The sequence below is a fragment of the Aeromonas sp. FDAARGOS 1418 genome, assembly GCF_019048585.1.
Lineage (GTDB): Bacteria > Pseudomonadota > Gammaproteobacteria > Enterobacterales > Aeromonadaceae > Aeromonas > Aeromonas caviae.
On record NZ_CP077387.1, the window covers coordinates 3351497 to 3377051 of the forward strand.

24 protein-coding genes are annotated in these 25555 nt (G+C 62.1%); 13 read left to right on the forward strand and 11 right to left on the reverse strand.

What is annotated here, in order from left to right; genetic code table 11:
• Positions 1-75: 75 nt before the first annotated feature.
• Genes I6L48_RS15595 through sdhC form a run of 4 tightly spaced genes read right to left on the reverse strand, consistent with a single transcriptional unit; the run spans position 76 to position 3305 of the window.
• Entirely contained in the window at positions 76-792 is a 717-nt protein-coding gene (locus I6L48_RS15595) for a succinate dehydrogenase iron-sulfur subunit (RefSeq protein WP_010674497.1), read from the reverse strand.
• Positions 793-809: 17 nt separating this feature from the next.
• A complete protein-coding gene (gene sdhA, locus I6L48_RS15600; RefSeq protein WP_029314421.1) occupies positions 810-2576 on the reverse strand; it encodes a succinate dehydrogenase flavoprotein subunit in 1767 nt (588 codons plus the stop codon).
• A gap of 1 nt (position 2577) precedes the next feature.
• Positions 2578-2922 (reverse strand): succinate dehydrogenase, hydrophobic membrane anchor protein, encoded by a 345-nt coding sequence (gene sdhD / locus I6L48_RS15605; RefSeq protein ID WP_113070392.1) that lies wholly within the window; start codon positions 2920-2922, stop codon positions 2578-2580.
• The gene (sdhC, locus tag I6L48_RS15610; RefSeq protein WP_029314418.1) at positions 2916-3305 is read right to left on the reverse strand and encodes a succinate dehydrogenase cytochrome b556 subunit; all 390 of its coding nucleotides are present in this window, start codon (positions 3303-3305) and stop codon (positions 2916-2918) included. Before sdhC ends, sdhD begins: the two co-directional genes overlap by 7 nt.
• Before the next feature lie 423 nt (positions 3306-3728).
• Here sdhC and I6L48_RS15615 point away from each other — a divergent pair, with 423 nt between their 5' ends.
• From I6L48_RS15615 to I6L48_RS15625, 3 genes are all read left to right on the forward strand, one after another.
• On the forward strand, positions 3729-5015 hold the full coding sequence (locus I6L48_RS15615; protein WP_010674492.1) for a citrate synthase: 1287 nt from the start codon (positions 3729-3731) through the stop codon (positions 5013-5015).
• 93 nt (positions 5016-5108) lie between these two features.
• Positions 5109-5423, forward strand: coding sequence for a DUF4377 domain-containing protein (locus I6L48_RS15620; RefSeq protein WP_041215298.1), 315 nt, complete (start codon positions 5109-5111; stop codon positions 5421-5423).
• A gap of 97 nt (positions 5424-5520) precedes the next feature.
• Positions 5521-6045 (forward strand): GNAT family N-acetyltransferase, encoded by a 525-nt coding sequence (locus I6L48_RS15625; RefSeq protein ID WP_113070393.1) that lies wholly within the window; start codon positions 5521-5523, stop codon positions 6043-6045.
• Between the two features lie 55 nt (positions 6046-6100).
• Here I6L48_RS15625 and fabB read toward each other — a convergent pair whose 3' ends face one another.
• Positions 6101-7312: a beta-ketoacyl-ACP synthase I gene (gene fabB / locus I6L48_RS15630; RefSeq protein ID WP_045524722.1), complete on the reverse strand. Its 1212-nt coding sequence runs from the start codon at positions 7310-7312 to the stop codon at positions 6101-6103.
• A 90-nt stretch (positions 7313-7402) separates the two neighbouring features.
• On the opposite strand from fabB, the gene mnmC reads away from it, so the two are divergent.
• Positions 7403-9418: a bifunctional tRNA (5-methylaminomethyl-2-thiouridine)(34)-methyltransferase MnmD/FAD-dependent 5-carboxymethylaminomethyl-2-thiouridine(34) oxidoreductase MnmC gene (gene mnmC / locus I6L48_RS15635; protein WP_180321008.1), complete on the forward strand. Its 2016-nt coding sequence runs from the start codon at positions 7403-7405 to the stop codon at positions 9416-9418.
• Between the two features lie 118 nt (positions 9419-9536).
• Here mnmC and I6L48_RS15640 read toward each other — a convergent pair whose 3' ends face one another.
• Entirely contained in the window at positions 9537-10142 is a 606-nt protein-coding gene (locus tag I6L48_RS15640) for a DUF922 domain-containing protein (protein ID WP_216987430.1), read from the reverse strand.
• A 323-nt stretch (positions 10143-10465) separates the two neighbouring features.
• On the opposite strand from I6L48_RS15640, the gene dcuC reads away from it, so the two are divergent.
• The 5 genes from dcuC to I6L48_RS15665 all read left to right on the forward strand — a co-directional run bounded on the left by dcuC (position 10466) and on the right by I6L48_RS15665 (position 16949).
• The gene (gene dcuC / locus I6L48_RS15645; protein WP_010674486.1) at positions 10466-11818 is read left to right on the forward strand and encodes an anaerobic C4-dicarboxylate transporter DcuC; all 1353 of its coding nucleotides are present in this window, start codon (positions 10466-10468) and stop codon (positions 11816-11818) included.
• 90 nt (positions 11819-11908) lie between these two features.
• Positions 11909-13558, forward strand: a complete 1650-nt coding sequence (locus I6L48_RS15650; protein WP_113070395.1) for a bifunctional UDP-sugar hydrolase/5'-nucleotidase — start codon at positions 11909-11911, stop codon at positions 13556-13558.
• 280 nt (positions 13559-13838) lie between these two features.
• Positions 13839-15482, forward strand: coding sequence for a hypothetical protein (locus I6L48_RS15655; RefSeq protein ID WP_113070396.1), 1644 nt, complete (start codon positions 13839-13841; stop codon positions 15480-15482).
• A 130-nt stretch (positions 15483-15612) separates the two neighbouring features.
• Positions 15613-16116: a M48 family metallopeptidase gene (locus tag I6L48_RS15660; RefSeq protein WP_113070397.1), complete on the forward strand. Its 504-nt coding sequence runs from the start codon at positions 15613-15615 to the stop codon at positions 16114-16116.
• Between the two features lie 20 nt (positions 16117-16136).
• Positions 16137-16949, forward strand: coding sequence for a DUF2927 domain-containing protein (locus I6L48_RS15665; RefSeq protein WP_225159468.1), 813 nt, complete (start codon positions 16137-16139; stop codon positions 16947-16949).
• A 279-nt stretch (positions 16950-17228) separates the two neighbouring features.
• Here I6L48_RS15665 and I6L48_RS15670 read toward each other — a convergent pair whose 3' ends face one another.
• Positions 17229-17483 carry a DinI family protein gene (locus I6L48_RS15670; protein ID WP_010674481.1) on the reverse strand — a complete coding sequence of 85 codons (255 nt, stop codon included), beginning with the start codon at positions 17481-17483 and terminating at the stop codon, positions 17229-17231.
• Between the two features lie 225 nt (positions 17484-17708).
• Between I6L48_RS15670 and I6L48_RS15675 the strand changes: the two genes are divergently transcribed.
• Together I6L48_RS15675 and ykgO are read left to right on the forward strand one after the other, a co-directional pair.
• Positions 17709-17978 (forward strand): type B 50S ribosomal protein L31, encoded by a 270-nt coding sequence (locus I6L48_RS15675; protein ID WP_039040091.1) that lies wholly within the window; start codon positions 17709-17711, stop codon positions 17976-17978.
• Positions 17975-18100 carry a type B 50S ribosomal protein L36 gene (gene ykgO, locus I6L48_RS15680; protein ID WP_010674479.1) on the forward strand — a complete coding sequence of 42 codons (126 nt, stop codon included), beginning with the start codon at positions 17975-17977 and terminating at the stop codon, positions 18098-18100. Before I6L48_RS15675 ends, ykgO begins: the two co-directional genes overlap by 4 nt.
• Before the next feature lie 68 nt (positions 18101-18168).
• Here ykgO and araC read toward each other — a convergent pair whose 3' ends face one another.
• The 4 genes from araC to I6L48_RS15700 form a co-directional block, all read right to left on the reverse strand.
• A complete protein-coding gene (gene araC / locus I6L48_RS15685) occupies positions 18169-19080 on the reverse strand; it encodes an arabinose operon transcriptional regulator AraC (RefSeq protein ID WP_039040092.1) in 912 nt (303 codons plus the stop codon).
• 132 nt (positions 19081-19212) lie between these two features.
• On the reverse strand, positions 19213-20214 hold the full coding sequence (araH, locus tag I6L48_RS15690) for an L-arabinose ABC transporter permease AraH (RefSeq protein WP_216987431.1): 1002 nt from the start codon (positions 20212-20214) through the stop codon (positions 19213-19215).
• Between the two features lie 48 nt (positions 20215-20262).
• Complete coding sequence (araG, locus tag I6L48_RS15695) at positions 20263-21759, reverse strand: L-arabinose ABC transporter ATP-binding protein AraG (RefSeq protein ID WP_216987432.1); 1497 nt, start codon at positions 21757-21759, stop codon at positions 20263-20265.
• A gap of 66 nt (positions 21760-21825) precedes the next feature.
• Positions 21826-22809, reverse strand: coding sequence for an arabinose ABC transporter substrate-binding protein (locus I6L48_RS15700; RefSeq protein ID WP_113070398.1), 984 nt, complete (start codon positions 22807-22809; stop codon positions 21826-21828).
• A 360-nt stretch (positions 22810-23169) separates the two neighbouring features.
• Here I6L48_RS15700 and I6L48_RS15705 point away from each other — a divergent pair, with 360 nt between their 5' ends.
• Positions 23170-24846: a ribulokinase gene (locus tag I6L48_RS15705; protein ID WP_113070399.1), complete on the forward strand. Its 1677-nt coding sequence runs from the start codon at positions 23170-23172 to the stop codon at positions 24844-24846.
• The gene (locus I6L48_RS15710; RefSeq protein WP_113070400.1) at positions 24843-25541 is read left to right on the forward strand and encodes an L-ribulose-5-phosphate 4-epimerase; all 699 of its coding nucleotides are present in this window, start codon (positions 24843-24845) and stop codon (positions 25539-25541) included. The genes I6L48_RS15705 and I6L48_RS15710 overlap by 4 nt, the downstream gene beginning before the upstream one ends.
• The last annotated feature ends 14 nt before the right edge of the window (positions 25542-25555 follow it).

The following is a 25555-nucleotide window of genomic DNA, read 5'->3' on the forward strand; positions in this document are numbered from 1 at the left end:
GTAGGGTCATAGCCATCCCGGGGCGGGATGGCTATCCAGAGGTCGGGCCCGGCGCAAGGCGCCCTGGCCCCGATACTACACGGCTCGGTTGAGCAACATCGACTTGATCTGACCGATGGCCTTGGTCGGGTTCAAGCCCTTGGGACAGACGTTCACGCAGTTCATGATGCCGTGGCAGCGGAACACGCTGAAGGCGTCATCCAGGTTGCCCAGTCGCTCACTGGCCGCAGTGTCGCGGCTGTCCGCCAGCCAGCGATAGGCGGCGAGCAGGCCGGCCGGACCGATGAACTTGTCCGGGTTCCACCAGAAGGAGGGGCAAGAGGTGGAGCAGCAGGCACAGAGTATGCACTCGTACAGGCCATCCAGCTTGGCGCGCTCTTCGGGGGATTGCAGGTGCTCACGCACGGGCGGCAGTTTTTCGTCGTTGATGAGGAAGGGTTTGACCTTCTCCCACTGGGTGTAGAACTGGGTCATGTCGATCACCAGATCCCGGATCACCGGCAGACCGGGCAAGGGTCGAATGACGACCTTGCTGCCCTTCTTCAAGAGATCGGAGAGCGGCGTGATGCAGGCCAGACCGTTCTTGCCATTCATGTTGAGACCGTCAGATCCACATACCCCTTCGCGGCAGGAGCGGCGGAAGGCGAGCGTGGGATCCAGCTCCTTGAGCTGGATCAGTGCGTCGAGCACCATCATGTCGGAACCTTCAGGAATATCAAGACGATAATCCTTCATATACGGGACGTTATCAACGTCCGGATTGTATCTGTAGACAGAGAATGTGACGTTCATTGTGCTTGGCTCCGCAATCAGTAAGTCCGGACCTTGGGCGGGAACGCCTCACGGGTCTTGGGTGACATGTTGACAGCGCGACGGGTCATGGACTCGGTGTCCGGATGATAGAGGCTGTGGCACAGCCAGCTCTCATCGTCACGCTCCGGGAAGTCGAAGCGGCTGTGGGCGCCACGACTCTCGGTACGGAAGTTCGCCGCCACCGCGGTGGCATAGGCGGTCTCCATCAGGTTGTCCAGCTCCAGGCACTCGATGCGCTGGGTATTGAACTCCTTGGAGGTGTCGTCCAGACGGGCGTTCTTGAGACGCTCGCGGATGAGTTTCAGCTCGGCCAGCCCTTCTGCCATGGCATCCCCTTCCCGGAACACGGAGAAGTTGTTCTGCATGCAGCGCTGCAGATCCTTGCGGATCTGGGCCGGGTCTTCCCCGTCACGGTTGTTTTCCCAGCGGTTGAAGCGCTCCAGCGCCTTGGCGATATCGGCGTCGGTGGCTTCCACACCGTGCTCCATCGAACCAAGAGTCTCCACCAGGTGCATGCCGGCAGCACGACCGAACACCACCAGATCCAGCAGCGAGTTGCCACCCAGACGGTTGGCACCGTGCACAGAGACGCAGGCGATCTCGCCCACCGCGAACAGACCGACCACCGGCACGTCGTTGCCATCCTTGTCCTGGGTCAGGCACTGGCCGTTCACGCTGGTCGGCACGCCGCCCATCATGTAGTGGCAGGTCGGGATGATGGGGATGGGCTCTTTGACCGGATCCACGTGGGCGAAGGTGCGCGACAGCTCGCAGATGCCCGGCAGGCGGGATTCCAGCACCTCTTTGCCGAGGTGATCCAGCTTGAGCTTGATGTGCGGGCCCCAGGGACCGTCGCAGCCACGGCCTTCGCGGATCTCGATCATGATGGAACGGGCCACCACGTCGCGACCGGCCAGGTCCTTGGCGTTCGGCGCATAACGCTCCATGAAGCGCTCGCCGTCCTTGTTCAGCAGGTAGCCGCCTTCACCGCGGCAACCTTCGGTCACCAGTACCCCTGCCCCGGCAATACCGGTGGGGTGGAACTGCCAGAACTCCATGTCCTGTACGCCGACCCCGGCACGCAGCGCCATGCCGACGCCGTCACCGGTGTTGATGTGTGCGTTGGTGGTGGACTGGTAGATGCGACCGGCGCCGCCGGTGGCGAGCACGGTGGCCTTGGCCTTGAAGTAGACGACTTCGCCGCTCTCCATGTCGATGGCGGTACAGCCGACGATATGGCCATCCTGGTTCTTCACCAGATCCAGGGCATACCACTCGGAGAAGACGGTGGTCTTGTTCTTGACGTTTTGTTGATACAGGGTGTGCAGCAGGGCGTGACCGGTACGGTCGGCTGCCGCCGCAGTGCGGGCAGCCTGCTCGCCGCCGAAGTTCTTGGACTGACCGCCGAACGGACGCTGGTAGACGGTACCGTTGTCAAAGCGGGAGAAAGGCAAGCCCATGTTCTCCAGCTCATAGATGGCCTCGGGGCCGGTCTTGCACATGTATTCGATGGCTTCCTGATCACCGATATAATCGGAGCCCTTGACGGTGTCATACATGTGCCACTGCCAGTTGTCGTCGTGGGCATTGCCCAGGGCGACCGTGATCCCGCCCTGGGCGGAGACCGTGTGGGAACGGGTCGGGAAAACCTTGGATAACAGGGCGCAGCTCTTGCCGGACTGGGCAATCTGCAGCGCGGCGCGCATGCCGGCGCCACCGGCACCGATCACGACCGCATCAAATTCACGAGTTGGAATAGTCACCTTACACACCCCACAGCACGACGAAACCAGTCATCACATAGACAAACAGCACCACCACCAGCACAAACTGCAGCGCACCGCGCAGTCCGACCGGCTTGATATAGTCGGTCAGCACCTGCCACAGACCGATCCAGGCGTGGATCAAGACGCATACGAGCGTCAGCAGGGTGAAGACCTTGGTGAAGGTGTTGGAGTAGAAGCCGGTCCACACCTCGTAGGTGATGTCGTTGAACGCGACAAAGCCAACCAGATAGAGGACGTAGCACGTCATGATGAGGGCGGTGGCGCGGATCAGGATGTAATCATGAACACCGCTGCGCCCGAAAGTTGCAGAATTGGTTACCATACCAGTACCCCCGCCAATACCGCCAAAACCGCGGTGATCACGAAGGCCACACGGGCACTCTGATTACCGGATTCCAGCTCTTCCCAATAGCCCATGTCCATGACCAGGTGCCGCAGACCGCCCACGATGTGGTAAGCCAGCGCGGTCAGGATCCCCCACAGCACGAACTTGACCAGGAAGTTGTCCATGATGGCAACGACCGATTCAAATCCTTCGGGAGAGGCGAGTGAAGTACCAAGCATCCACAGCAAGATGGCCAGTGCCACAAAGGTGATGACCCCTGAGACACGATGCAAGATGGAAGCGATGGCGGTGACAGGAAAGCTGATCGTCTGTAGGTCGAGGTTTACAGGTCTCTGTTTGTTTTTCACGGCTTTGCCCACTCAGCTCCATTGAGCACGTTAGTTATTGTTTTCACACGCTTTGAGGGCGAGGAGTGGCATTTGTTAGGCTTTTGTTACCAAAACAACTCAGGAAAGCCAAAAATAACATTTTCGATATCACATCTGGCTTTGCGAAAGCGTTTCAAACACCGACGACCATCACCCACGTGGCGCAGTATATCGGCGGCCTTAACCAATGACAATCAAATAGCTACACAGAAAATCCAAAACCGTAAACCAGATCTCACAACAGCCTTAACAAGTCATTAATGATCATCCAGCAAAATTGACAAAGACATGGTTCTCTGGTTCAAATAAGGCGCTCCAGCCGCCGTGGTACGGGTAAGAACCTTTGCCAGCGTCATAACAGTCGTAATAAAGTAGGGCTGGAACCAAATTATAAAAGAGCAAAGGAGACGTGCTATGGCTGATAAGATAGCCACCCTACATCTGCCCGGAAAAGAACCGGTTGAATTGCCGATCCTCTCCGGTACCGTTGGACCCGATGTGATCGATGTCAGAAAGCTGGGCACGCAAGGATATTTCACCTTCGACCCCGGCTTCATGGCCACCGGTTCTTGCAAATCTTCCATCACCTACATCGATGGCGACCAGGGTGTCTTGCTGCACCGCGGTTACCCCATCGCCCAGTTGGCCACCCAGGCCAGCTACCTCGAAGTCTGCTACATCCTGCTGTACGGCGAGGCCCCCACCAAGACCCAATATGCGGAATTTGAACGTCTGGTCACCCGCCACACCATGGTGCACGAGCAGATCGCCTTCTTCTTCCGCGGCTTCCGCCGCGACGCCCACCCCATGGCCGTCATGTGCGGCGTGGTCAGCGCGCTGTCCGCCTTCTATCACGACGCCCTCGACATCAACAACGAGGAGCATCGCGAGATCTGTGCCTTCCGTCTGCTCTCCAAGATGCCGACGCTGGCCGCCATGTGTTACAAGTACTCCATCGGCCAGCCCTTCATGCAGCCGCGCAACGCCCTCTCCTATGCAGGCAACTTCCTGCACATGATGTTTGGCGTGCCGACCGAAGAGTACAAGGTCAACCCCATCGTCGAGCGCGCCATGGACCGCATCTTCACCCTGCATGCGGATCATGAGCAAAACGCCTCCACCTCCACCGTGCGTCTGGCCGGTTCTTCCGGTGCCAACCCGTTTGCCTGTATCGCTGCGGGGATCGCCTCCCTGTGGGGCCCGGCCCACGGTGGTGCCAACGAAGCCTGCCTCAAGATGCTCGAAGAGATTGGCTCCGTGGATCGCATTCCCGAGTACATCGGCCGCGCCAAGGACAAGAATGATCCGTTCCGTCTGATGGGCTTCGGTCACCGGGTTTACAAGAACCACGATCCCCGTGCCACCGTGATGCGCGAAACCTGCCACGAGGTACTGACCGAGCTGCAGATCAAGGATCCGCTGCTGGACGTTGCCATGGAGCTGGAACGCATCGCGCTGTCCGACCCCTACTTCATCGAGAAGAAGCTCTACCCGAACGTGGACTTCTACTCCGGCATCATCATGAAGGCCATCGGCATCCCCATGTCCATGTTCACCGTGATCTTCGCCATCTCCCGTACCATCGGCTGGATTGCCCACTGGAACGAGATGCACTCGGACCCGGATCAGAAGATCGGCCGTCCCCGTCAGCTCTACACCGGTCAGCCCCTGCGAGAGTTCGTGCCCCTCGACCAGCGCTGAGCCCGATCTGTCATGGTTTGTTACAAAGGCGGTCATTGACCGCCTTTTCTTTTGCAGGTTTAATCGCGCCCTTTTACGCCAAGGACACTCATCATGAAATCTCCCCTGCTCCTCAGCTCCGCCCTCCTGCTCAGCGCCTGCCAGAGCGCCCCGACCACCGAAACCCTCTATATCCAGGACAAGCTGGCAGACTGCGTCGGTGTCGCCCCCATGAAGTGCATGCAGGTACGCAGTCAGCCGGGCGAGAGCTGGAGCCTCTTCTATCAGCAGATCGAAGGCTTCACCTTTGAACCGGGCTTTCGCTATCAACTCGAAGTGAGCAAGGAGCAACTTGCCGATGTGCCGGCCGATGCCCCTTCCTTGCGCTACCAGCTGATCAAGGTCGTGAGCAAGGAACCGGTTCGCTGACGAGTCGCTGGCAGGTGACCCGGTTTCGTTTGTGTGCTCTCTGGGGTATGCTGTCACCCCTTTTTGCCACGGTTTGAGTACGGACTCGACCCGCATCATGATCACCATCCGCACCATCCGCACGCCAGACTGGCCCGCCATCATGGCCATCCAGCACGAGTGTTATCACCAGTTCGAACCCGAGCCCCTCGAGGTTATGCAGAACAAAACCGAGCTGGCCCCCGCCTCCTGCTGGGTGGCCGAGCGTCAGGGCAAGGTGCTGGGTTACCTGCTCTGCCACCCCTGGCGTGCCCACCAGCCCCCGCCCCTCTCGGTGCCGATGAAGGCGCTGGCCGGTCACGACGAGTTCTATCTGCACGATCTCGCTGTCTCGAGCAAGGCACGCGGCCTGGGTGTCGGACAGCGGCTGCTGGCAAGGGCGCTCGCTTTCGCGAGCCATGCTGGATATCGCCATGCAGGCCTGGTGGCGGTTCAGGATGCCCCCGCCTTCTGGCGCAAGCAGGGGTTTGTGCCCGCCGACACCGGCAAATCGCTGGTGGAGTATGGTGACGGGGCGGTCTATATGCGGTTGCCCCTGGCAGACAGCGGTCCAGAACCGAGAGCCATCAGCAGAGTTCAATAAAAAAGGCGCCTTTCGGCGCCTTTTTCTATTCCGCGTTGTGCTCCCGACGGGGAGATCAAGCCTTGAACTTGCTGAACACCAGAGAGGCGTTGGTACCGCCAAAGCCGAAGCTGTTGGACATGACGGTATTGAGGTCGGCCGCTTCGTATTCACGCACGATGGGCAGGCCCACGGCCTTCTCGTCCAGATTCTCGATGTTGATGCTGGGGGCGATGAAGCCGTGTTCCATCATCAGCAGGGAGTAGACGGCCTCGTGCACGCCGGCGGCGCCCAGGGCATGGCCGGTCATCGCCTTGGTGGCGGAGAGCTTGGGGGCATTGCTGCCAAACAGGGTCTGAATGGCTTCCAGCTCCTTGGTGTCACCAACCGGAGTAGAGGTACCGTGAGTGTTGATGTAGTCCACCTTGCCGACACCCTGCATCGCCATCTTCATGCAACGCACGGCGCCTTCACCACTCGGGGCCACCATGTCGTAGCCGTCGGAAGTCGCACCGTAACCGGTGATTTCGGCGTAGATGTGGGCACCACGGGCCAGGGCGTGTTCCAGCTCCTCGACCACCAGGATGCCGCCACCACCGGAGATGACGAAGCCGTCGCGGTCCGCATCATAGGTGCGGGACGCTTTTTCCGGGCTGTCGTTGTACTTGGTGGAGAGCGCGCCCATGGCGTCGAACTGGATGGTGGAAGACCAGTCCAGCTCCTCGCCGCCACCGGCAAAGATGATGTCCTGCTTGCCAAGCTGGATCAGTTCCAGGGCGTGACCGATGCAGTGGGCAGAGGTCGCACAGGCGGAGCTGATGGTGTAGTTGACACCTTTTATCTTGAACGGGGTGGCAAGACAGGCGGAGGTGGTGGAGGACATGGTACGCGGCACCATGTAGGGACCCACCCGCTTGACGCCCTTTTCACGGGCGATATCGGCAGATTCGGAGGTGTTCTTGCCGGAGGCGCCGCCGGAACCGGTCACGATGCCGGTACGCTCGTTGGAGACCATCTCTTCCGGCAGGCCGGCATCTTCGATGGCCTGCTGCATGGAGAGGTAGGCGTAGGCCGCGGCGTCACCCATGAAACGCATGACTTTACGGTCGATCAGTTCAGACGGATCGAGTTTGATGTTACCCCAGACACGGCTGCGCAGGTTGTACTGCTCGAACTGCTCGGAATAGGTGATGCCGGATTTGCCTGCTTTCAGGGAGGCCAGCACCTCTTCCTTGTTGTTGCCGATACTGGAGATGACGCCGATACCGGTGATCACTGCTCTTCTCATTAATTCATCTCGTCTGGAAAAACTGGCACCGAGTCTACCCGCTTTCGGCTGCCAAACTGGTCTGCTTTCACGTAGAATGCCCGCGATTTTGTGACGCGAGCCGAGGAAAACGTGAGTCAAACATCCTTACATCATGCCCGATTGGACTGGAACGAAGCGGGAACTCCAGTCTCCAGTGAGTTCGGGGATGTGTACTTTTCCAATGATAACGGTCTAAGTGAAACCCGCTACGTCTTTTTGCAGCAAAATCGACTGCCAGAGCGATTTTCGCACCACGATAGTGACAGTTTCGTGATTGGTGAAACAGGTTTCGGTACAGGACTTAACTTTCTGGCCACAATGGCCGCCTTTCTGGAACAGGCCCCCCTGTCCGGCAACGGATCCCGGCTGCACTTCATCAGCGTCGAGAAATACCCTCTTACCCAGGCCGATCTGCGCAAGGCCCTGGCCGCCTGGCCCGAGCTTGCCCCCTTGAGCCAGGACCTGATTGACCAGTGGCCGCTGCCGGTCTCCGGCTGCCATCGCCTGCTCTTTGCCGATGGCCGCATCCGCCTCGACCTCTGGTTTGGCGACATCAAGGAGATGCTGCCCCAGGTGCCCCATCCGGCAACCGGTCTGGTGGACGCCTGGTATCTGGACGGTTTCTCCCCTGCCAAGAACCCAGAGATGTGGACCCAGGATCTCTTCGACGATCTCGCTCGCCTCGCCCGCCCCGATGCCACCCTCTCGACCTTTACCTGCGCCGGTTTCGTGCGACGAGGGCTGATTGCCGCTGGCTTTGCCATGAAGAAGGTGAAGGGCCACGGCAGCAAGCGGGAGATGCTGGCGGGTGTTCGGGAAGGCAAAGTGCCGCAGCAGAGCATCGCACCCTGGTATGCCCGCCCCGCAGGGCGGGAGGGAGAGGTGCTCATCATCGGTGGCGGCATCGCTTCCGCCATGACGGCGCTCTCTCTGGTGGAGCGGGGTCGGCACGTCACCTTGCTGTGCGAAGATGGCGAACCGGCCAGCGGCGCCTCCGGCAATCGGCAGGGGGCGCTCTACCCCCTGCTCAACGGCGAGCACGATGCCCTGTCGCGCTTCTATTCGCTGGCCTTTGGCTTTGCCAGAAACCGGCTGCTGGCCCTGGCAAAGCACCACCCCGTCGCCTTTTCCCTGTGTGGCGTCACCCAACTCGGCTACGACGACAAATCCGCCGCCAAGCTTGCCAAGATGAGCCAGGGCCCCTTCCCCCCCGAGCTGATGCACCCACTCTCGGCTGTGGAGGTTGAGCAGGTGGTCGGCCTGCCCTGCGATGCGGATGGCGTGAGCTATCCCCTGGGGGGCTGGCTCTGTCCGGCGGATCTCACCCGCGCCGCCATCAGGGAGGCGCAGGCCAGCGGGCTGCTGGAAGTGGTGTTCAATGCCGCTGTGACCCGCATTGCCGAGGAGGACGATGGCTGGCGGGTGGAGAGCCAGGATGGCCGAGCCTGGCAGGCGCCAAACCTGGTGGTGGCCGCCGGTCACAAGCTGCCCGCCCTGCTTCCCTTCGCGGAGTTGCCGCTCTATCCCGTGCGCGGTCAGGTGAGCCATGTGCCAACCACGGCTGGCTTGAGCCAGTTCAAGACCGTGCTCTGCTACGACGGCTACCTCACCCCGGCCCACAACGGCGCGCACTGCATCGGGGCCAGCTATGGCCGCAACCAGACCGACCTTGCCTACCGCGCCGACGAGCAGGAGCAGAACAGGGCACGGCTGCAAGCCTGCCTGCCGGATCAAACCTGGCCGGCCGAGGTGGATGTGAGCGGCAACCAGGCGCGGGTGGGGGTGCGCTGCGCCAGCCGGGATCACCTGCCGGTCGCCGGGCCCGTCGCCCGGTTGGCGGCGCTGGCGGATCATGACGTCAACGCCCCCGCGGATCAGCAGAGCGCGCTGCCCCTGCACGCCGGCCTCTACGTGCTGGGGGCGCTCGGCTCCCGGGGGCTCTGCTCGGCGCCCCTGTGCGGCGAGCTGGTCGCCAGCGAGATCTGCGGCGATCCCCTGCCGCTGGCCGCCGATCTGCTGGAGGCGCTCCACCCCGCCCGCTACTGGGTGCGAAGATTGCGCAGGGGCAAGCCACTGCGCGACTAGCCACCCAGGAGCCGGGGCTGCCCGCCTCCACCCCATTGGCGTACCAATAAAAAAACGGGCTCAATCAGCCCGTTTTTTTATGTTTCCCATGAGTGGCCATGGGCCTGTACACGTGTTATCAGCCAGCCCTGGGCCAGACGACCCCCAGCTTGCCCCCCTGATCGGTCTGGCTGGCCAGGGTGTCGAACCGCGCCCGGGTTGCCTCCAGCACCGCCTGCCCTGCCTGCCAGCCCTGATGCTCCAGGGTTGGGCAATCCCGGGTCACCGGCAACTGGGCGAGGCGCGTGCCAAGCTGGCTCACGCTCTCCAGCAGAATATCCTTGTGACGGCTCTCGTAGTCAAACATGGCGGCCACCAGCTTGTCCCACTTCTGGCGCTCCTTCGCGGGCGCACGGGCCTTGTCCATCCAGTTGGGCACCCTGACCTGGATGCGGGCACGAACGCTGGCCTGCTCCAGCTCGCAGCGTGTCGCCGTCGCCTTCGTCTGCAACTGCCAGGAGAGCTGATAGCTGGCCTTGCCGATGTGCCCGTCCGCCTGGGTGGGCGACAAGGCGGTGATCTGGCGCATCACGGCCCCCACATCGGCCCCGGAGACCCGATAGAACTGGAAGTCGACCTTGATATCGGGGGCGACCTTCACACCGGCATAGTGGGAAGGTACAGCACCGATTGAGGCGGCATAAATGAGGGCCACCGTCACCCCTGTCTTGCTGAAGAGTCCCATCTGTCCGCGGCTTTGCTCCTTGTGAGTCCCAGCTTAATTTCAATTAATAATCAATGCATTAATAACCCGATTGGGAGATTACCCCTGATCCAGCCCCCTGTCATCCGCTCTTGGCACCCGCTTGCTGCAAACGTGCGAGTCATCACCCCGGCTCAGGCGGGGATTTGCAGTCGAGATCACAAGCTGCCATCGAATGGATGGTGAAATACTCCTTAGTGGGTAATATCCGCAGTGTTTTTGTTGGCCGATGCCGGATAGTCCAGCGCAACCCTCTGGTGAGCCCTGGCAGGCCACCCCCTCACTTCAACTCTTGGGAAGGTTTTATGATAGAACTCCTGATCGGCACCCTGGTCACCCTGGCCGTGGGTCGCTACATCTTCAAGGGCTACTCCGCCACCGGGGTACTGCTCAGCGGCGGCCTGCTGCTGCTGGCGATCACCGCCCTGATGGGCAAGGCGGTGCTTCCGGCGAGCGTCCCCTCCACCGGCCACATGGCCACCGACATCTTCGAATACGTGCGCTTCCTGCTGGTCGACAGGGGGGGTGGCCTCGGCATGCTCATCATGGTGCTGTGCGGCTTTGCCGGCTACATGAGCCACATCGGCGCCAACACCATACTGGTGAAGCTCGCGAGCAAACCCCTCGGTGTCATCAAGTCCCCCTACATCCTGCTGGTGGCCGCCTATCTGGTCGCCTGCGCCATGTCGCTGGCGGTGAGCTCCGCAACCGGCCTCGGGGTTCTGCTGATGGCCACCCTCTTCCCGCTGATGGTCAACATGGGGATCTCCCGTGGCGCGGCGGCGGCGGTGTGCGCCTCGCCGGCCGCCATCATCCTCTCCCCCACCTCGGGGGACGTGGTGATGGCAGCCCAGGCCGCGAACATGGAGCTCATCGAGTTTGCCTTCAAGCTGACCCTGCCCATTTCCCTGGTGGCCATCGCCGCCATGGCGGTGACCCACTTCTTCTGGCAGCGTTATCTGGATCAGAAGGCCGGGGAGCACAACGCCGCGGTCGCCCCGAGCGATCTCGTCACCGACGCCCCCGGCTTCTACGCCATCCTGCCCTTCACCCCCATCATCGGTGTGCTGCTGTTTGACGGCAAACTGGGGCCCAAGCTCGACATCGTCACCATCATCGTCATCTGCCTGGTGCTGGCCGCCCTGCTGGAGCTGGTGCGCAAGCGCAACGGCCGCGAGCTGCTGGACGGGCTGCAGGTGTGCTGGCGCAACATGGCCGACGCTTTCGCCGGCGTGGTGATGCTGCTGGTGGGTGCCGGGGTCTTTGCCCAGGGTCTGATGGGGCTTGGTTTCATCGCCAACCTCCTGGATCTGGCCCAGAGCTTCGGTACCGGCGGCATCGTCATCATGCTGGTGCTGGTGGTCATCACCACCCTGGCGGCCTTCACCACGGGTTCCGGCAACGCCCCCTTCTACGCCTTCGTGGAGCTCATCCCCCATTTGGCCACCAGCCTCGGCGTCAACCCCGCCTATCTGGTGATCCCCATGCTGCAGGCATCCAACCTCGGCCGCACCATCTCGCCGGTCTCCGGGGTGGTGGTCGCCTGTGCGGGGATGGGCAATCTCTCTCCGTTCGAGGTGGTCAAACGTACCTCGCTGCCGGTGGCCGTCGGCCTGCTGGTAGTGATCCTCGCCACCCAGATCATGGTTCCCGCCTGACTCTTTACCGGCCCGGCTGCCGCCGGGCTGGTATCCCCCCCACCCCATGCAGTAGACTCGGTGCTCTTTTTTCCTAAGGAGGACCGAGCCTTGAGTATGACGGTTCAACTTGCCCACTTCAGCGACTGCCACTCCCATTTCGATGGCGCCCCCATGCGCTTCTCCCCCGATGGCGAGTCCGAATGGCGCACCCAGTGCGGCGGCTATGGCCGCATCCTGACCCGGCTCACCGCCCTGCGCCAACAGGCCGAGGCAGCCGGCCAGACCTGCCTGCTGCTGCATGGCGGCGATACCTTCCAGGGGTCACTTTACTTCAACCGTTTCAAAGGGCGGGCCAATGCGGACCTGCTGGCCCTCTTGCGACCGGATGCCATGGTGATCGGCAACCACGAATTCGATCTGGGCAACGGGCCGCTGGTGGAGTTTTTGCGCCAGCTCGATTTCCCGGTGCTCGCCGCCAACATCGACAACCGTCAGGAGCCCGCCGATGCCCCGCTGCGGCTGCAGGGACTGCCGCAGCTGTTTGACGCGAGCCGCCCCTGGCACAAGCGCGTCATCGACGACGTGCCCTTCGCCCTGCTCGGCATCACGCTGCCGCAGATGGCCGCCATCGCGAGCCCCGATCCCCACACCCGTTTCCACGGTATCGAAGATACCCTCAGCGCCGCCCTCGAAGAGATCAAGGCCGCCGGCATCCAGCACATCATCCTGCTCAGCCACCTGGGTCTGGCGCAGGACAAGCGACTGGCGACCCGCTTCCCCGAGCTCAGCCTCATCGTCGGCGGGCACACCCACAGCCTGCTGGGGGATCTGGCGCCGCTCGGGCTCGACAGCGAAGGCAGCTATCCCCTCATGGTGAACGGGGTGGCCATCCTGCACGCCGCCCACAGCGCCCTCTGTCTCGGGGTGTGCGCACTCACCTTCGACGAGCAGGGACGCGTGTGCCAAAGCCGCGGCCAGCTGGAGTGGTTACCCTGGGATCCCTGGCCCTTTGCTTCCCCGCCTCCTGCGGGGCTGCACTTCTGCGAACCGGCCCCCGAGCTCGAGCAGCATCTGGCCAGACGCTATCGCCCCGAGCTCGAGACCATGACCCGCCGCATCGTGACCCGCCTCGCCGGGCCACTGCACCACCAGCGCCTGCCTGATGCCAACCTGCCCGCCGGCAGCCAGGTCGCCCCCCTGGTAGCGAGTGCCATGCTGGCCAGTGCCCGCGAACAGGTGGGTCAGGTGGACTTTGCCCTGCACAATGCCGGGGGCGTGCGCTGCTCCCTCGAGCCCGGTCCCCTGACCGAAGCAGACGTTGCCGGACGCCTGCTGCCCTTTGCCATTCCCCTTACCCTCTACCGGGTGCACGGCCATGAACTGGCCGAGGCGCTGGAGGGGGCCATCGACAACGCCACCAACAACGGGGGGACGGGCAATGGCAGCGGCAGCTTCCCCTATACCGCCGGGGTGCGCTTCTGCTATCAGGCCGACAGGCCCAAAGGGGAGAGGATCACTCGCCTGGAATGGGAAGTCAGCCCGGGTCAGTGGCAGCACGTCGAGCCGGATGCCATCTATCGCGGGGTCTCCAGTGCCTATACTGCCTCCGGCAAGGAGGGCTACACGGCCCTTGCCCGCACCCTGACCCAGCACAATCAGGAGCTCGGCATCACCCTGGCGGATGCCTTCCTGCGCTGGGCACGCCACCTGCCGGAACTCAGCCCCCTGCCGGCCCTGGTGGAGTATCACGGCCAGTGAATCTGGCACCGACCCATCCCGGGTCGGTGCCGCCTTTCCACCGCATAGGGGAATCCTGGTCCGCTCCCAGGCGCAGGCCCCCTTTCCATGCAACCTCAGGCTGTGACGCCCGACTGCGCCTGCCCTGTCTTGTGATGGGGCCTGCCAGTGCAGCCAGAGGCGTGAAAACGATACTTTTACGAATTATTTCAGGTGCCTACACTTCTTCCATTGCATCGTGCAGCCCGGCTCGGCAAGATAAGCCCGCTTTTTCAGTCTTTCCCGCAGGAACAGGTCACCCATGAATCACGCCATCCGCTTTACCCCGCACCGCCACAATCCCGGGATCAGGCCGTCGGTCATCTTGCTCACCGCCCTGATGGCTCTGCTGTTCTGTCTGCGCAATCCGTTGTTCCACGGCATGGCCCCGGGATTTGATGCCTCCCTGTTTGCAGTAATGGGCAAGATGTGGAGCGAGGGGGGCGTACTCTATCGGGACATGATCGACATCAAGGGTCCCATGATCTTCGCCCTCGATGCACTGGGCTATGGCCTTGGTGGCTTCTTCGGGATCTGGCTGCTGGAGTGGGTGCTCTGCTGGCTGGGCCTCATGGCGAGCTGGCAGGCTTTTTCGCAGCTCGGGCTCTCGGTGCGGGCGCGACTTGGCAGCATGCTGGCCCTGCTGGCGCTCTACAGCACTCGCTACTACTACGGCAACATGACCGAGGACTGGACATTCCATCTGGCCCTCATCGCCCAGTGGGCTTTCATCACCTTGCTGCTGGACAAGCGATTCAGCTGGGGACCGGCCCTGGTCGCTGCACTCACCTTCGCCATCGTGGCCTGGATGCGCACCAACAACGGCGCCTTCTGGGGGGCCTGGTATCTGGTGCTCTTCTGTCACTGGTGCCTGCGCGAGCAGTGGCGCTGCGCCTTTGCCCTGCTCTTCTCCAGCCTGCTTGGACTGGCTCTCGTCGGCGGCCCGCTCTGTGCCTACTTCCAGCACCACGACGTGCTGGCAGAGTTCAAATACTACGCCTTCGGCATCTTCTTTGAAGGGAGCTACGGCAACGGCTTCTCTCCTGAGGTGGGCGCCGTCGGTCTGCTGCGCACCGGCCTCATCATGCTGCTGCCCGCCTTCCTCGTGCTGATGCTCGGGCGCCGCCAGGAGTGGTATCTCCCCGCGCTGTGCGCCACCCTCCTGGGGGTGCTGTTCACCCTGATCGCCAACTCGGTCTCCGGCCATGTGTTCGATCACTATGACGTGCTCTATCTGCAGCTTGGCCTGCTGCCGCTCGCCTGCCTGCTGGACAGAAGCGAGCAGCGATCCGATGCCCTGGGGCTGCTTTGCATCTCCCTGGTGGTGCTGACCGCCAGCTGGCTGCTGGCCCAGCAGCTCGGTTACGGCTGGAGCACCAAGGAGTGGTCTCTGGAGCGGGTGCGCGAGGTGCTCGGCAACAGCCTGCTGTGGGCCTTGCCCGTGCTCATTCTGGTCCCGCTCTGGCGCGCCTGGGACGTGCGAAGCGCCACCCCCTGGCTCGCCTCGCTGGCCATGCTGGTACTGCTGGTCAACAACGCCTGGGAAGGCAATCTCAAGGGCAGGCCGTTCAATCCCCCCGCCCAGGTCAGGGTCGATCGTATCCTGGCCGAGACGGCGCCCACCGACAAGATCTGGGTCGATGGCATCCAGCCGCAATACTACCTCTGGACCGATCGCCAGCCGGCCTCCGCCTATCTGTTCTTTGCCAACGTCAACCCGCCCTACGATGTGCGCGAGCGGGTGCTGGCTGACATCCAGCGCCAACACCCCAAATTCATCATCGCCAAACCGGAGCGGGTGGCACAGGAGCTCAAGACTCCGACCTCCCCCTCCCACCTTGCCTTCTACCAGTATCTGGCAGGTCAGTATGAAGAGGTGGACCCGGGCCTGTACCGGCGCCGCTAATCAGGCACACAGAAGGGGCCATCCTGGTGATGGCCCCTTTTCGTTGCCGTCATAAAGAGGGGGCCCACCATGTTCAAGTGGCCCCATCCTGACTACAATGGCGCTCTTTTTCGCGGCAGAAGGAAGAATCATGGCGGAGCTAACTTATCTGGGGGGCTATCCGGAGCCACTCAAGGCTCAGGTGCAGCAGTTGATTGCGGCGGGCAAACTCGGCGAGATGCTGGCCAAACGCTACCCGCAAACCCACCTAGTCCAGAGCGACAAGGCGCTGCTCGCCTATACCATGGAGCTGAAGAACCGCTACCTGAAAAGCTCGGCGCCACTTTCCAAGGTGATCTTCGACGGCAAGATCAACGTGATCAAGGATGCCCTGGGACTGCACACCTATGTCAGCCGGGTGCAAGGCAGCAAGCTCAAGACCAAGAACGAGATCCGCATCGCCGCCCTGTTCAAGGAGGCCCATCCCGCCTTTCTCAAGATGATAGTGGTACACGAGCTGGCCCACCTGAAGGAGAAGGATCACAACAAGGCTTTCTACCAGCTCTGCCAGCACATGGAACCGGACTATCATCAACTGGAGTTCGATCTCAGGCTCTGGCTCACCTGGCGTGATATCGAGCGTACCGCCCGCTGATCCCCTTGCAAGGAGGCAAGATGCGCCCATGGCACACACCTGTCCAGCCCGTTCGCCATGGGCACTGGTTGCTCCCGGGGCTGATGCTCTGGCTCTTCTCCCTGCCGCTGTCGGCCACCGAACGCTGGCAGCGTGATGACTACCTTGTCCAGAGCTTCATGGAAATCGCCATGAAACGGGAGTATGGCCATGAACAACAGGAGCACTTCTCCCGCTGGCCGGGCCCCGTGCGTCTCAAGCTCGTCAACGAATTCGGCGACAAGCCGCTGCAGGCCGAGGTCGTCAAGGTACAGACCCGTCACCTGAGCAGGATCACCGGTCACCCCATCGAGATTGTCAACGACAACCCCAATCTCACCCTCATCATGACCCGGCACAAACAGATGGCGAGCTGGGCTGCACGCACCATGCGCCAGGACGAGTCGGTGCGCATCGCCCTCAAGGAGGGGATCTGCCTGGCTAATTTCGCCACCAACGCTCGCTACGAGATCACCCGTGCCACCATCATCATTCCGGTGGATTACAGCCGGGCAAAAGGCCGTTTTCTGGATTGCGTAGTGGAAGAGCTGAGCCAGGTGATGGGGCTGCCCAACGACTCGGACAAGGTGTTCCCCTCCATCTTCAATGACAGCAGCATCGACAGCTTTCTGACCGGGCTCGACTACGTGTTGCTCAAGCTTGCCTACCACCCGGCATTGCAACCGGGCATGACGTCAGACGAGGTACGCGCGGCGCTCCCCACCGCCCTCAAGGCACTGCGTGCCAATGGCGACATCGCACAAGCCACCCAACGGGTGCAGGTCGACAGCCTCAAGCGCTGGGCGGGACTCTGAGCGCAGCCAGAAACATGACTCTTTCGCCATTCGCCTTTCGCCTTTCGCCTTTCGCCTTTCGCCTTTCGCCTTTCGCCTTTCGCCTTTCGCCTTTCGCCTTTCGCCTTTCGCCTTTCGCCTTCATGGTCATGCGCTTACCCCATCAACGCAACACGCAGCCCATGGCTGCGTGTTTTGAAGAGCGGTTCGGCAAAGCCAGTACAGGGATCATCATCCGGCTGGAGGTTCCTCCTCGCGCCCTGGCAGATCACGACGATGCTTCCCGCTGAGAGCTTATCTTCAGGCCTCCAGAGCCTCTTCTTCCGGCATCCAGCTATCGGCGTTTTCCCACACCTCCTGCACCATGGCTTCGGCCAGCTCCTTGTCTTCCTTGCTGGCGCGACTGACCGTCAGAGCCATGGCACTACCCGGTGCCACCCGCACATGCAGATCGGGAAAGCGCTCACCCAGTTGCTTGAGCAGCTCCTGGCGCAAGGCCTCCATGGTCGAGGTGGGGATCTGGTGTTTTCTGTCGATGATGATTTCCAGGCGCATAGGGTACGTCTCCATGATAGTTTACTGTATTTTTATACAGTAATTTTAAAAAGTAAAGATGGTGGCTGCACATAAGCCCTCACCGCCCATGCCTTCTTGCTGACGATGTGCAGCCGAACGGCCCCGATTTTCCCCCATCGCTGTCATCATGGAAAAAACAGTTGATATTGATTCTCATCCATCGCATTATCCATGTCTTGTTATAACATAACAAAAGAGGCAATCATGCGCCCCCATATTCACCCTGAATACCGCAAGGTTCTGTTCCACGATCTCGCCAGCAATACCTACTTTCTGATCGGCTCCACGCTGGCCACCGATCGCACCAGAGAGTGGGAAGATGGCAACACCTACCCCTATGTGACGCTGGATGTCTCCAGCGCGTCCCACCCCTTCTATACCGGCAAACAGAAGCAGGTCGGCAAGGAAGGTCAGGTCGCTCGCTTCGGCCAGCGATTCGGTCAGTTCTTCAGCAAAGGAAAAGAGAAACAATGAAAGTCCTCGCCTCCCTGAAATCCGCCAAGTCGCGTCACCCGGACTGCCAGATCGTGCGTCGACGCGGCAAGCTGTTCGTCATCTGCAAGAGCAATCCCAGGTTCAAGGCTCGTCAGGGCTGATTGCGCATCCGCCCCTCATGGATAACAAAAGCCCTCGTCATGAGGGCTTTGTCATCTCTGGGCTCTGCTCACAGCGGGGTGGCGCACTTGCGGTATTCGGTGGGGCTGACCCCTACCCGCTTTCGGAACACCCGCGAGAAGTAGAGCTGATCGTCATAGCCCACCTGCTGGCCTATGGTGGCGACCGACAGCGGCGTGGTCTGCAGCAGCAGCTTGGCCCGCATGATGCGCTGATCCTCACGCCAGCGCACTATGCTCACCCCCACCTGCTCGCGAAACAGGTGCGCGAGGCGCGAGGGGGACAAGAACACCTGCTCCGCTAGCGCTTCCACCGAGATCTCGGCCGAGAGGGACTCGCTCAGGATCTGGCACGCCTCGTGGACCCGGTGATCGATGGCGGGATAGGCATTCTGGGACGATGCCTCGTAGCAGCGGATGAGCAACCGCTCCAAGAGGTTCATGGCCAGTTGCTCCGACATGGGCCGCAGCTGCTTGTGGGTCTCCTCGATGTCGAGGAAGAGGGCGTCGAATTCGGTGAGCAGCTGGTTGTCCGCCAGTTGCAGCCGCCCCACCTGCTCCGTCACCTGGGGCCACTTGAGCCAGTCAGCCCAATAGGCCCGCGGCCGGAAATAGACCCAGCGGTGATACCACTCCCGGGCATCCGGCGCCCGGCCGTAATGGTGCACCGCCGCTGGAGGAAAGAGCAGCAGGTCACCGGGCTCCACGGTGAAGGCCTTGTCCCCCTGAAAGATCTGCCCCTTGCCCTTGATGGTCAGATTGACGATGAACCCCTTCATGCCGTGGGGCCTGTCGATGGTGAAATCCAGCGCGCTCCCCTGCTCGATGGGAGTCATCCCCGAGACCAGGAAGACGTCGAAGGCGTAGCCAGGCAGCAGGGGATTGAGTTGTTTCGGCTTCTCTTTTTGCATCGAGGACATGGCGGAAAACAGGGTTTCAGTAAAAAAGTCGACATGGGCCATTGTAGAGATCCGGCGTAGGAACCCCCTAAGTTCGCAAGCTGTTCGTTGTGAAATTGTTGAACTGGCTCACAGCTTGCCGGGGAAAACACCGGGCCGGCGCGAGGCCGGCCCGGTGACGAGGAAAGACATCGCTCAGATACGGGCTTTGCGCACCTGCTTGTAGCGGTCGAACAGCACGGCGGCGAGCAGGATGAGGCCACGCACCACGTACTGGGCAAACGGGGAGATGTTGAGCAGGTTCATGGCGTTTTCCATCAGCCCCAGGATCAGCACCCCGGCGATGATGTAGGAGATCTTGCCGATCCCCCCCTTCATGGAGACCCCACCCAGCACGCAGGCGGAGATCACCACCAGCTCGAAGCCGATGGAGGTCATGGGCTGGCCCGAGGTCATGCGCGAGGCGAGTATGATGCCGGCGAGCGAGGCGATGAGCCCGGTCATGGTGAAGATGATGATCTTGGTGCGCACCACGTTGACCCCGGCCAGACGTGCGGCCTCCTCGTTACCCCCCATGGCCAGGGTATTGCGCCCGAAGGTGGTCTTGTTGAGCAGCAGACCGAACAACACGAAGCAGACAGCCGTCAGCCAGATGGGCGTCGGGATGCCGAGCAGGGCGGAGTTGCCAAGCTCGAAGAAGCCCTCCTCCACGATGCCCACCGCTTTGCCGTCGGATATGATGTAGCCCACCCCGCGCGCCATCTGCATGGTGGCAAGGGTGGTGATGAGGGCGTTGATCTTGAATTTGGCCACGACGATGCCGTTGATGAGGCCAAAGACAAGGCCCACCGAGAGACCGACCAGAATGCCAAGGGGGATGCTCTCGGTGGCGTTGATGCCCACCGCGCAGGCAACCCCGGAGCAGGCCACCACGGATCCCACCGACATGTCGAACTCGCCGGAGGCGAGGCAGAACAGCATGCCGCAGGCCACCATGCCCGACATGGAGACGGCAAGCCCGAGCCCCCGCATGTTGATCAGGCTGGCGAAGTTGGGGACCAGCACGCAGGCGAGCAGGAACAGGATGGCGAAGATCACCAGCATGCCGTACTGATCCCAGATGCGGGTCAGTTGCAGGCGGGTACCGCTCGCCGCGGTGTCGTTGGCGGCCTGGCCGACAGAGGTAGTAGTTGTCATGGTATTTCTCCTGAAAATTCCGGGTGCTATCTCGTTGCGGTCAGCAGATCAACGGGCCGGCATGGCCAGATTGAGCGCCTTGACCTCGTTGGCCTCGTCGTGGGAAAGCTCGCCGGCGATCTCCCCCTCCCGCATGACCAGGATCCGATCCGCGATGCCCAGCACCTCCGGCAGCTCGCTCGAGACCACCACCACGGCGATGCCCACCTTGGCCAGATCGTAAATCACGTTGTAAATCTCGTTCTTTGCCCCGACGTCGATGCCCCGGGTCGGCTCGTCGAGCAGAATCACTTTCATGTCTTCCGACAGCCAGCGCCCCAGAATGGCCTTCTGCTGGTTGCCGCCGGAGAGGTTCATGATGGCCTGCTGGGGAGACGGGGTCTTGACCCGCATGTCGCGGATCCGCAGCCTCGCGTTCTCGTCCTCCCACTTCTGGTTGATCCAGAAGCCTCCCCACGCGTGGTGGCGGCGGGCGCTGATGTTGATGTTCTCCTGCACCGAATGGATGGGGATGATGCCGAGCGCCTTCCTGTCTTCGGTGCAGAGCATGATGCCGCTGCGAATGGCGTCGATGGGGCTCTGAATGACCACCTGTTTGCCAAACACCGATATCTCGCCCCCTCGAGGTGTCTCGGCGCCGAAGATAAGCTTCATCAGCTCGCTGCGCCCGGCCCCCACCAGCCCGAAGATCCCGAGGATCTCCCCGCGTTTCACCTCGAGCGACACCGGCGCCTTGAGGCCAGGTCCCATCAGGTGTTCCACCTTGAGGCCCGCCTCGCCGAGCGGCCTTGGGCTGTAGCCATAGATGTCGGTCAGCTCGCGCCCCACCATGGTCTTGACCAGCAGATCCCGGTCCACCTCGGCCATGGAGGCGAAGGTGCGCACGAACTGGCCATCCTTGAACACCGTGATGGCATCGCACAACGCGAAGATCTCGTCCATGCGGTGGGAGACGTAGAGAATGACCTTGCCCTCGTCCCGCAACTGGCGGATGACCCGAAACAGCTGCTCAATCTCGCGGGACGACAGGCTGCTGGTCGGCTCGTCGAAGGCGATGACGCTGGCGTCCCGGGTCAGGGCCTTGGCGATCTCCACCATCTGCCACTGACCCAGGGACAGGTACTTGAGCGGCGTTTCGGGGGAAACGTCCATCCCGAGGCGCGCCAGCTGCCTGGCCGCATCCTGGTAGAGCTTCTCCCGATCGATGACGCCGCGCCGGGTCGGCAACTGCCCCAGGTAGATGTTCTCCGCCACGCTCATTTCAGGGACCAGGTGCAGCTCCTGATAGATGATGGCAATCCCGCTCTCAAGGGCATCGACCGTGTTTTGGAACACTTTCTCCTGACCCGCCAGCTTCACCACCCCGCGGGTGGGCGCCTGAAAACCGCTCAGGATCTTGAGCAGGGTGGACTTGCCGGCCCCGTTCTCTCCCATCAGGGCGTGCACCGTGCCCCGCTGGCAGGAGAAGGAGACATTCTGCAGCGCCTTGACGCCGGGAAACTCCTTGCTGATGCCGCAAAACTCCAGATATGGAACTTGATTCATGAGATGACTCCAGCCAGCCGGCACGGCGCACTCCGTCATGCCGGCATGGGTATCAAGGGATGGGGATCACAGCCCTTTCTTTTGCAGCTCGGCCTTGAAGTTGTCGCGGGTGATGAGCACCACGTCGGTCACCTCGGTGAACTTGGCAGGCTCGGCGCCGTTGACGACCCAGTCATGGAGCATCTGGATGCTCTTGTAGCCGTGTACGTCCGGGCTTGGCAGCAGGGAGCCGAGGAAGCCGGTGGCGCTGGACTTGGAGAGCTCGTTCACCGCATCCACCCCGTTGATGCCGATGCCGATGACGCTCTCCGCCTTGAAGCCCTGCCCTTCGGTGGCGCGCACGCCGCCGAGCACCGTGTTGTCATTCATGCCGACGATGAGCCAGTTCTTCACCTCGGGGTGTTGCACCAACATGGAGTTGGCGGCATCCAGCGCCCCCGGAATGTCGTTGCTCTTGGTGGGCGCGCGGAAGATCTGGCCCTCGGGGAAACCGGCGGCCTTGAGCGCGCCCAGGGAGCCCTCGACCCGGCGACGGGCGGTGTCGAGCTCGTCGGCGGTGATGGCGAGCACCCCGGTCGCCTTTACGTCCCACTGGCGCTTTTGCATCTCCTTGTAGAGCTCCTGCCCCTGACGCTCGCCAATCTTGGTGGCGGCCATCATCACCAGGGGCACCTGCTCCATGGGCTGGCCCTTGGCGTTGACGAACTGGTCATCCACCGTGATGACCTTCAGATCCATGCTGTTGGCCTTGGCCATGATGGCGGCACCGAGTTTGGGATCCGGGGTACAGATGACGAAGCCCTTGGCGCCATTCGCCGCCAGACTGTCGATGGCATTGAGGGTCTTCTCGCCATCGGGGACGGCTATCTTGATCACCTCGAAGCCCAGATCCTTGCCCGCCTTGTCGGCGAAGTTCCACTCTGTCTGGAACCAGGGCTCCTCGGGCTGCTTGACCAGGTAGCCCAGCTTCAGCGCTTCGGCCGATAAAGCAGAATTTGCCATACCAAGGGCGAACCCCATCGCGATCATACCTTTAACGATTTTGTTCATGCGAATGTCTCCAACGGTTCTATCAATCCATGTATCCACGCAGTGCTGCTCGTTGAGTCAATCAAGTCGCAGCCATATAAAAACATGCTTAAACAGGACGTTATTGTTGTTGCTGGTTGAGCGAACCAAGTTGTAATCGTTTTCACAATTAAAAATGGAGAGCAGGATCACGCCATGAGATTGCAGCCATTTCGTCTATATAATTAGCAATTTCGTCACATATTGAATTTTAGAGAGCCGTCACCCTGTCGCACTGACAGCGTTAAAATCCATATTTCCAGCAGCCAATGGCTAACCGCCCCTCCTGCCCATCTCCTATGGTTCCCCCCAGTTACCCCTCATTGATGGTCAGGAGCACTTATGTCTGAGCACATCGTCATCGGACTCGATTTCGGCAGCGACTCGGTCAGGGCACTCGCCGTGCGCTGCCAGGACGGCGCCGAGCTGGCGACCCATGTCGTCTATTACCCGCGCTGGCAGGCAGGCCACTACTGCCAACCGGTCAACAACCAGTTCCGCCACCACCCCCTCGACTATCTGGAGTCCATGGAGCAGGCGGTGGTGGCGGTGGTGAACCAGCTCACGCCGAGTCAGCGCACCGCCGTGCGTGGCATCGGGGTGGACAGCACCGGCTCCACCCCCGCCCCCATCGACAGAGAGGGGCGCGTGCTGGCCCTGCGTCCGGAGTTTGCCGACAACCCCAACGCCATGTTCGTGCTGTGGAAGGATCACACCGCCATTGAGGAGGCGGAGGCCATCACCGCCCTGTGCCACGGCGGCCAGTTCCCCGACTACAGCCGCTACATCGGCGGCATTTACTCCTCCGAGTGGTTCTGGGCCAAGATCCTGCACGTCTCCCGCGCCGATGCCGCCGTGCGCGCCGCCGCCTGCAACTGGGTCGAGCTGTGTGACTGGGTCCCCGCCGTCCTGAGCGGCACCCAGGCCCCGGCCACCCTCAAGCGCGGGCGCTGTGCCGCCGGCCACAAGTCCCTCTGGCACCCGAGCTGGGGCGGCCTGCCCCCCGCCGACTTCCTCAATGCCCTGGATCCCCTGCTGACGGAGGATCTCGACTTCCCCCTCTTTACCGACAGCTGGACCGCCGATCTCCCGGTCGGCACCCTGACCCCGGAGTGGGCGGAGCGGCTGCACCTCTCCTGCGAGGTGGTGATCGCCGGCGGCGCCTTTGACTGCCACATGGGGGCGGTGGGGGCCGGGGCCGGCAACAATGCCCTGGTGAAGGTGATCGGCACCTCCACCTGCGACATCCTGATCGCCGACGAAGCCACCATCGGTGATCGGGCCATTGCCGGGATCTGCGGCCAGGTGGATGGCAGCGTGGTGCCGGGCATGGTGGGGCTGGAGGCGGGACAGTCCGCGTTCGGTGACATCTATGCCTGGTATCAGCGCCAGCTCGGCTGGCCCCTGGACAGCCTCGCCGCCCAGTATCCGGAGCTTCGCACCGCCATCGAGCGCCACAAGCAGGCCCTGTTACCCAGCCTCGCCGCCGCCTGGGATCAGCAGCGCGACCTGGCGCACCTCCCGGTGGTGCTCGACTGGTTCAACGGCCGGCGCACCCCCTATGCCAACCAGCGCCTGCAGGGCACCCTCACGGGGATCAACCTCGGCACCGATGCCCCCGATCTCTTCGGCGCCCTGGTGGCCTCCACCGCCTTCGGCGCCCGCAGCATCATGGAGTGCATGACCAGTCAGCAAGTGCCGGTGGAGCAGGTGATCGCCCTTGGCGGCATCGCCCGCAAGTCCACCACTGTGATGCAGACCTGCGCCGACGTGATGAATCGGCCCATCCAGGTGGTGGCCTCGGATCAGTGCTGCGCCCTGGGGGCGGCCATCTTTGCCGCCGTGGCGGCCGGGATCCATCCCGATGTAGCCAAGGCCCAGCGCCACATGGCGAGCGCCGTGGAGCGCACCCACCAGCCACACCCCGAGCGGGTCGCCGAGTATGAACGCCTCTACCAGCGCTACCTCGCCTGGGGCGCCGCCGCCGAGCCCCTCTACAACCGGGGGGTACCGGCATGAACCTCAAGACCCTCAAGGAGCAGGTGCTCGCCGCCAATCTGGATCTGCCGCGCCATGGCCTGGTGACCTTCACCTGGGGCAACGTGAGCGGCATCGACCGAGAGCGCAATCTGGTGGTGATAAAGCCAAGCGGCGTCAGCTATGAGCGGATGCGGGTCGAGGACATGGTGGTGCTGGATCTGGCGGGCAAGCAGGTTGAGGGCGCCTTGCGCCCCTCCTCCGACACCGCCACCCACCTGGTGCTCTATCGCGTCTATCCGGAGCTTGGCGGCGTGGTGCACACCCACTCCACCCATGCCACCGCCTGGGCCCAGGCGGGGCGCCCCATCCCCATTTTCGGCACCACCCAGGCCGACTACTTCCACGGCGAGATCCCCTGCTCCCGCCTGCTCACCCCGGGCGAAGTGGAGGAGGACTACGAGGGGCTGACCGGTCATCTCATCGTCGAAACCCTCAAGCAGACCCCCATCCTCACCATGCCGGGGGTGCTGGTGGCCAACCACGGCCCCTTCAGCTGGGGCAAGAGCGCCGAAGACGCAGTGCACAACGCCGTGGTGCTGGAAGAGGTGGCCCGCATGGCCTGGCTCACCGGCCAGATCAACCCGGGGGCCCGCCCCCTGCCCGATTACCTGCTGGAGAAGCACTACCAGCGCAAGCATGGCAAACACGCCTATTACGGCCAGACAAAAGCCTAAAAGAGGACAAACTC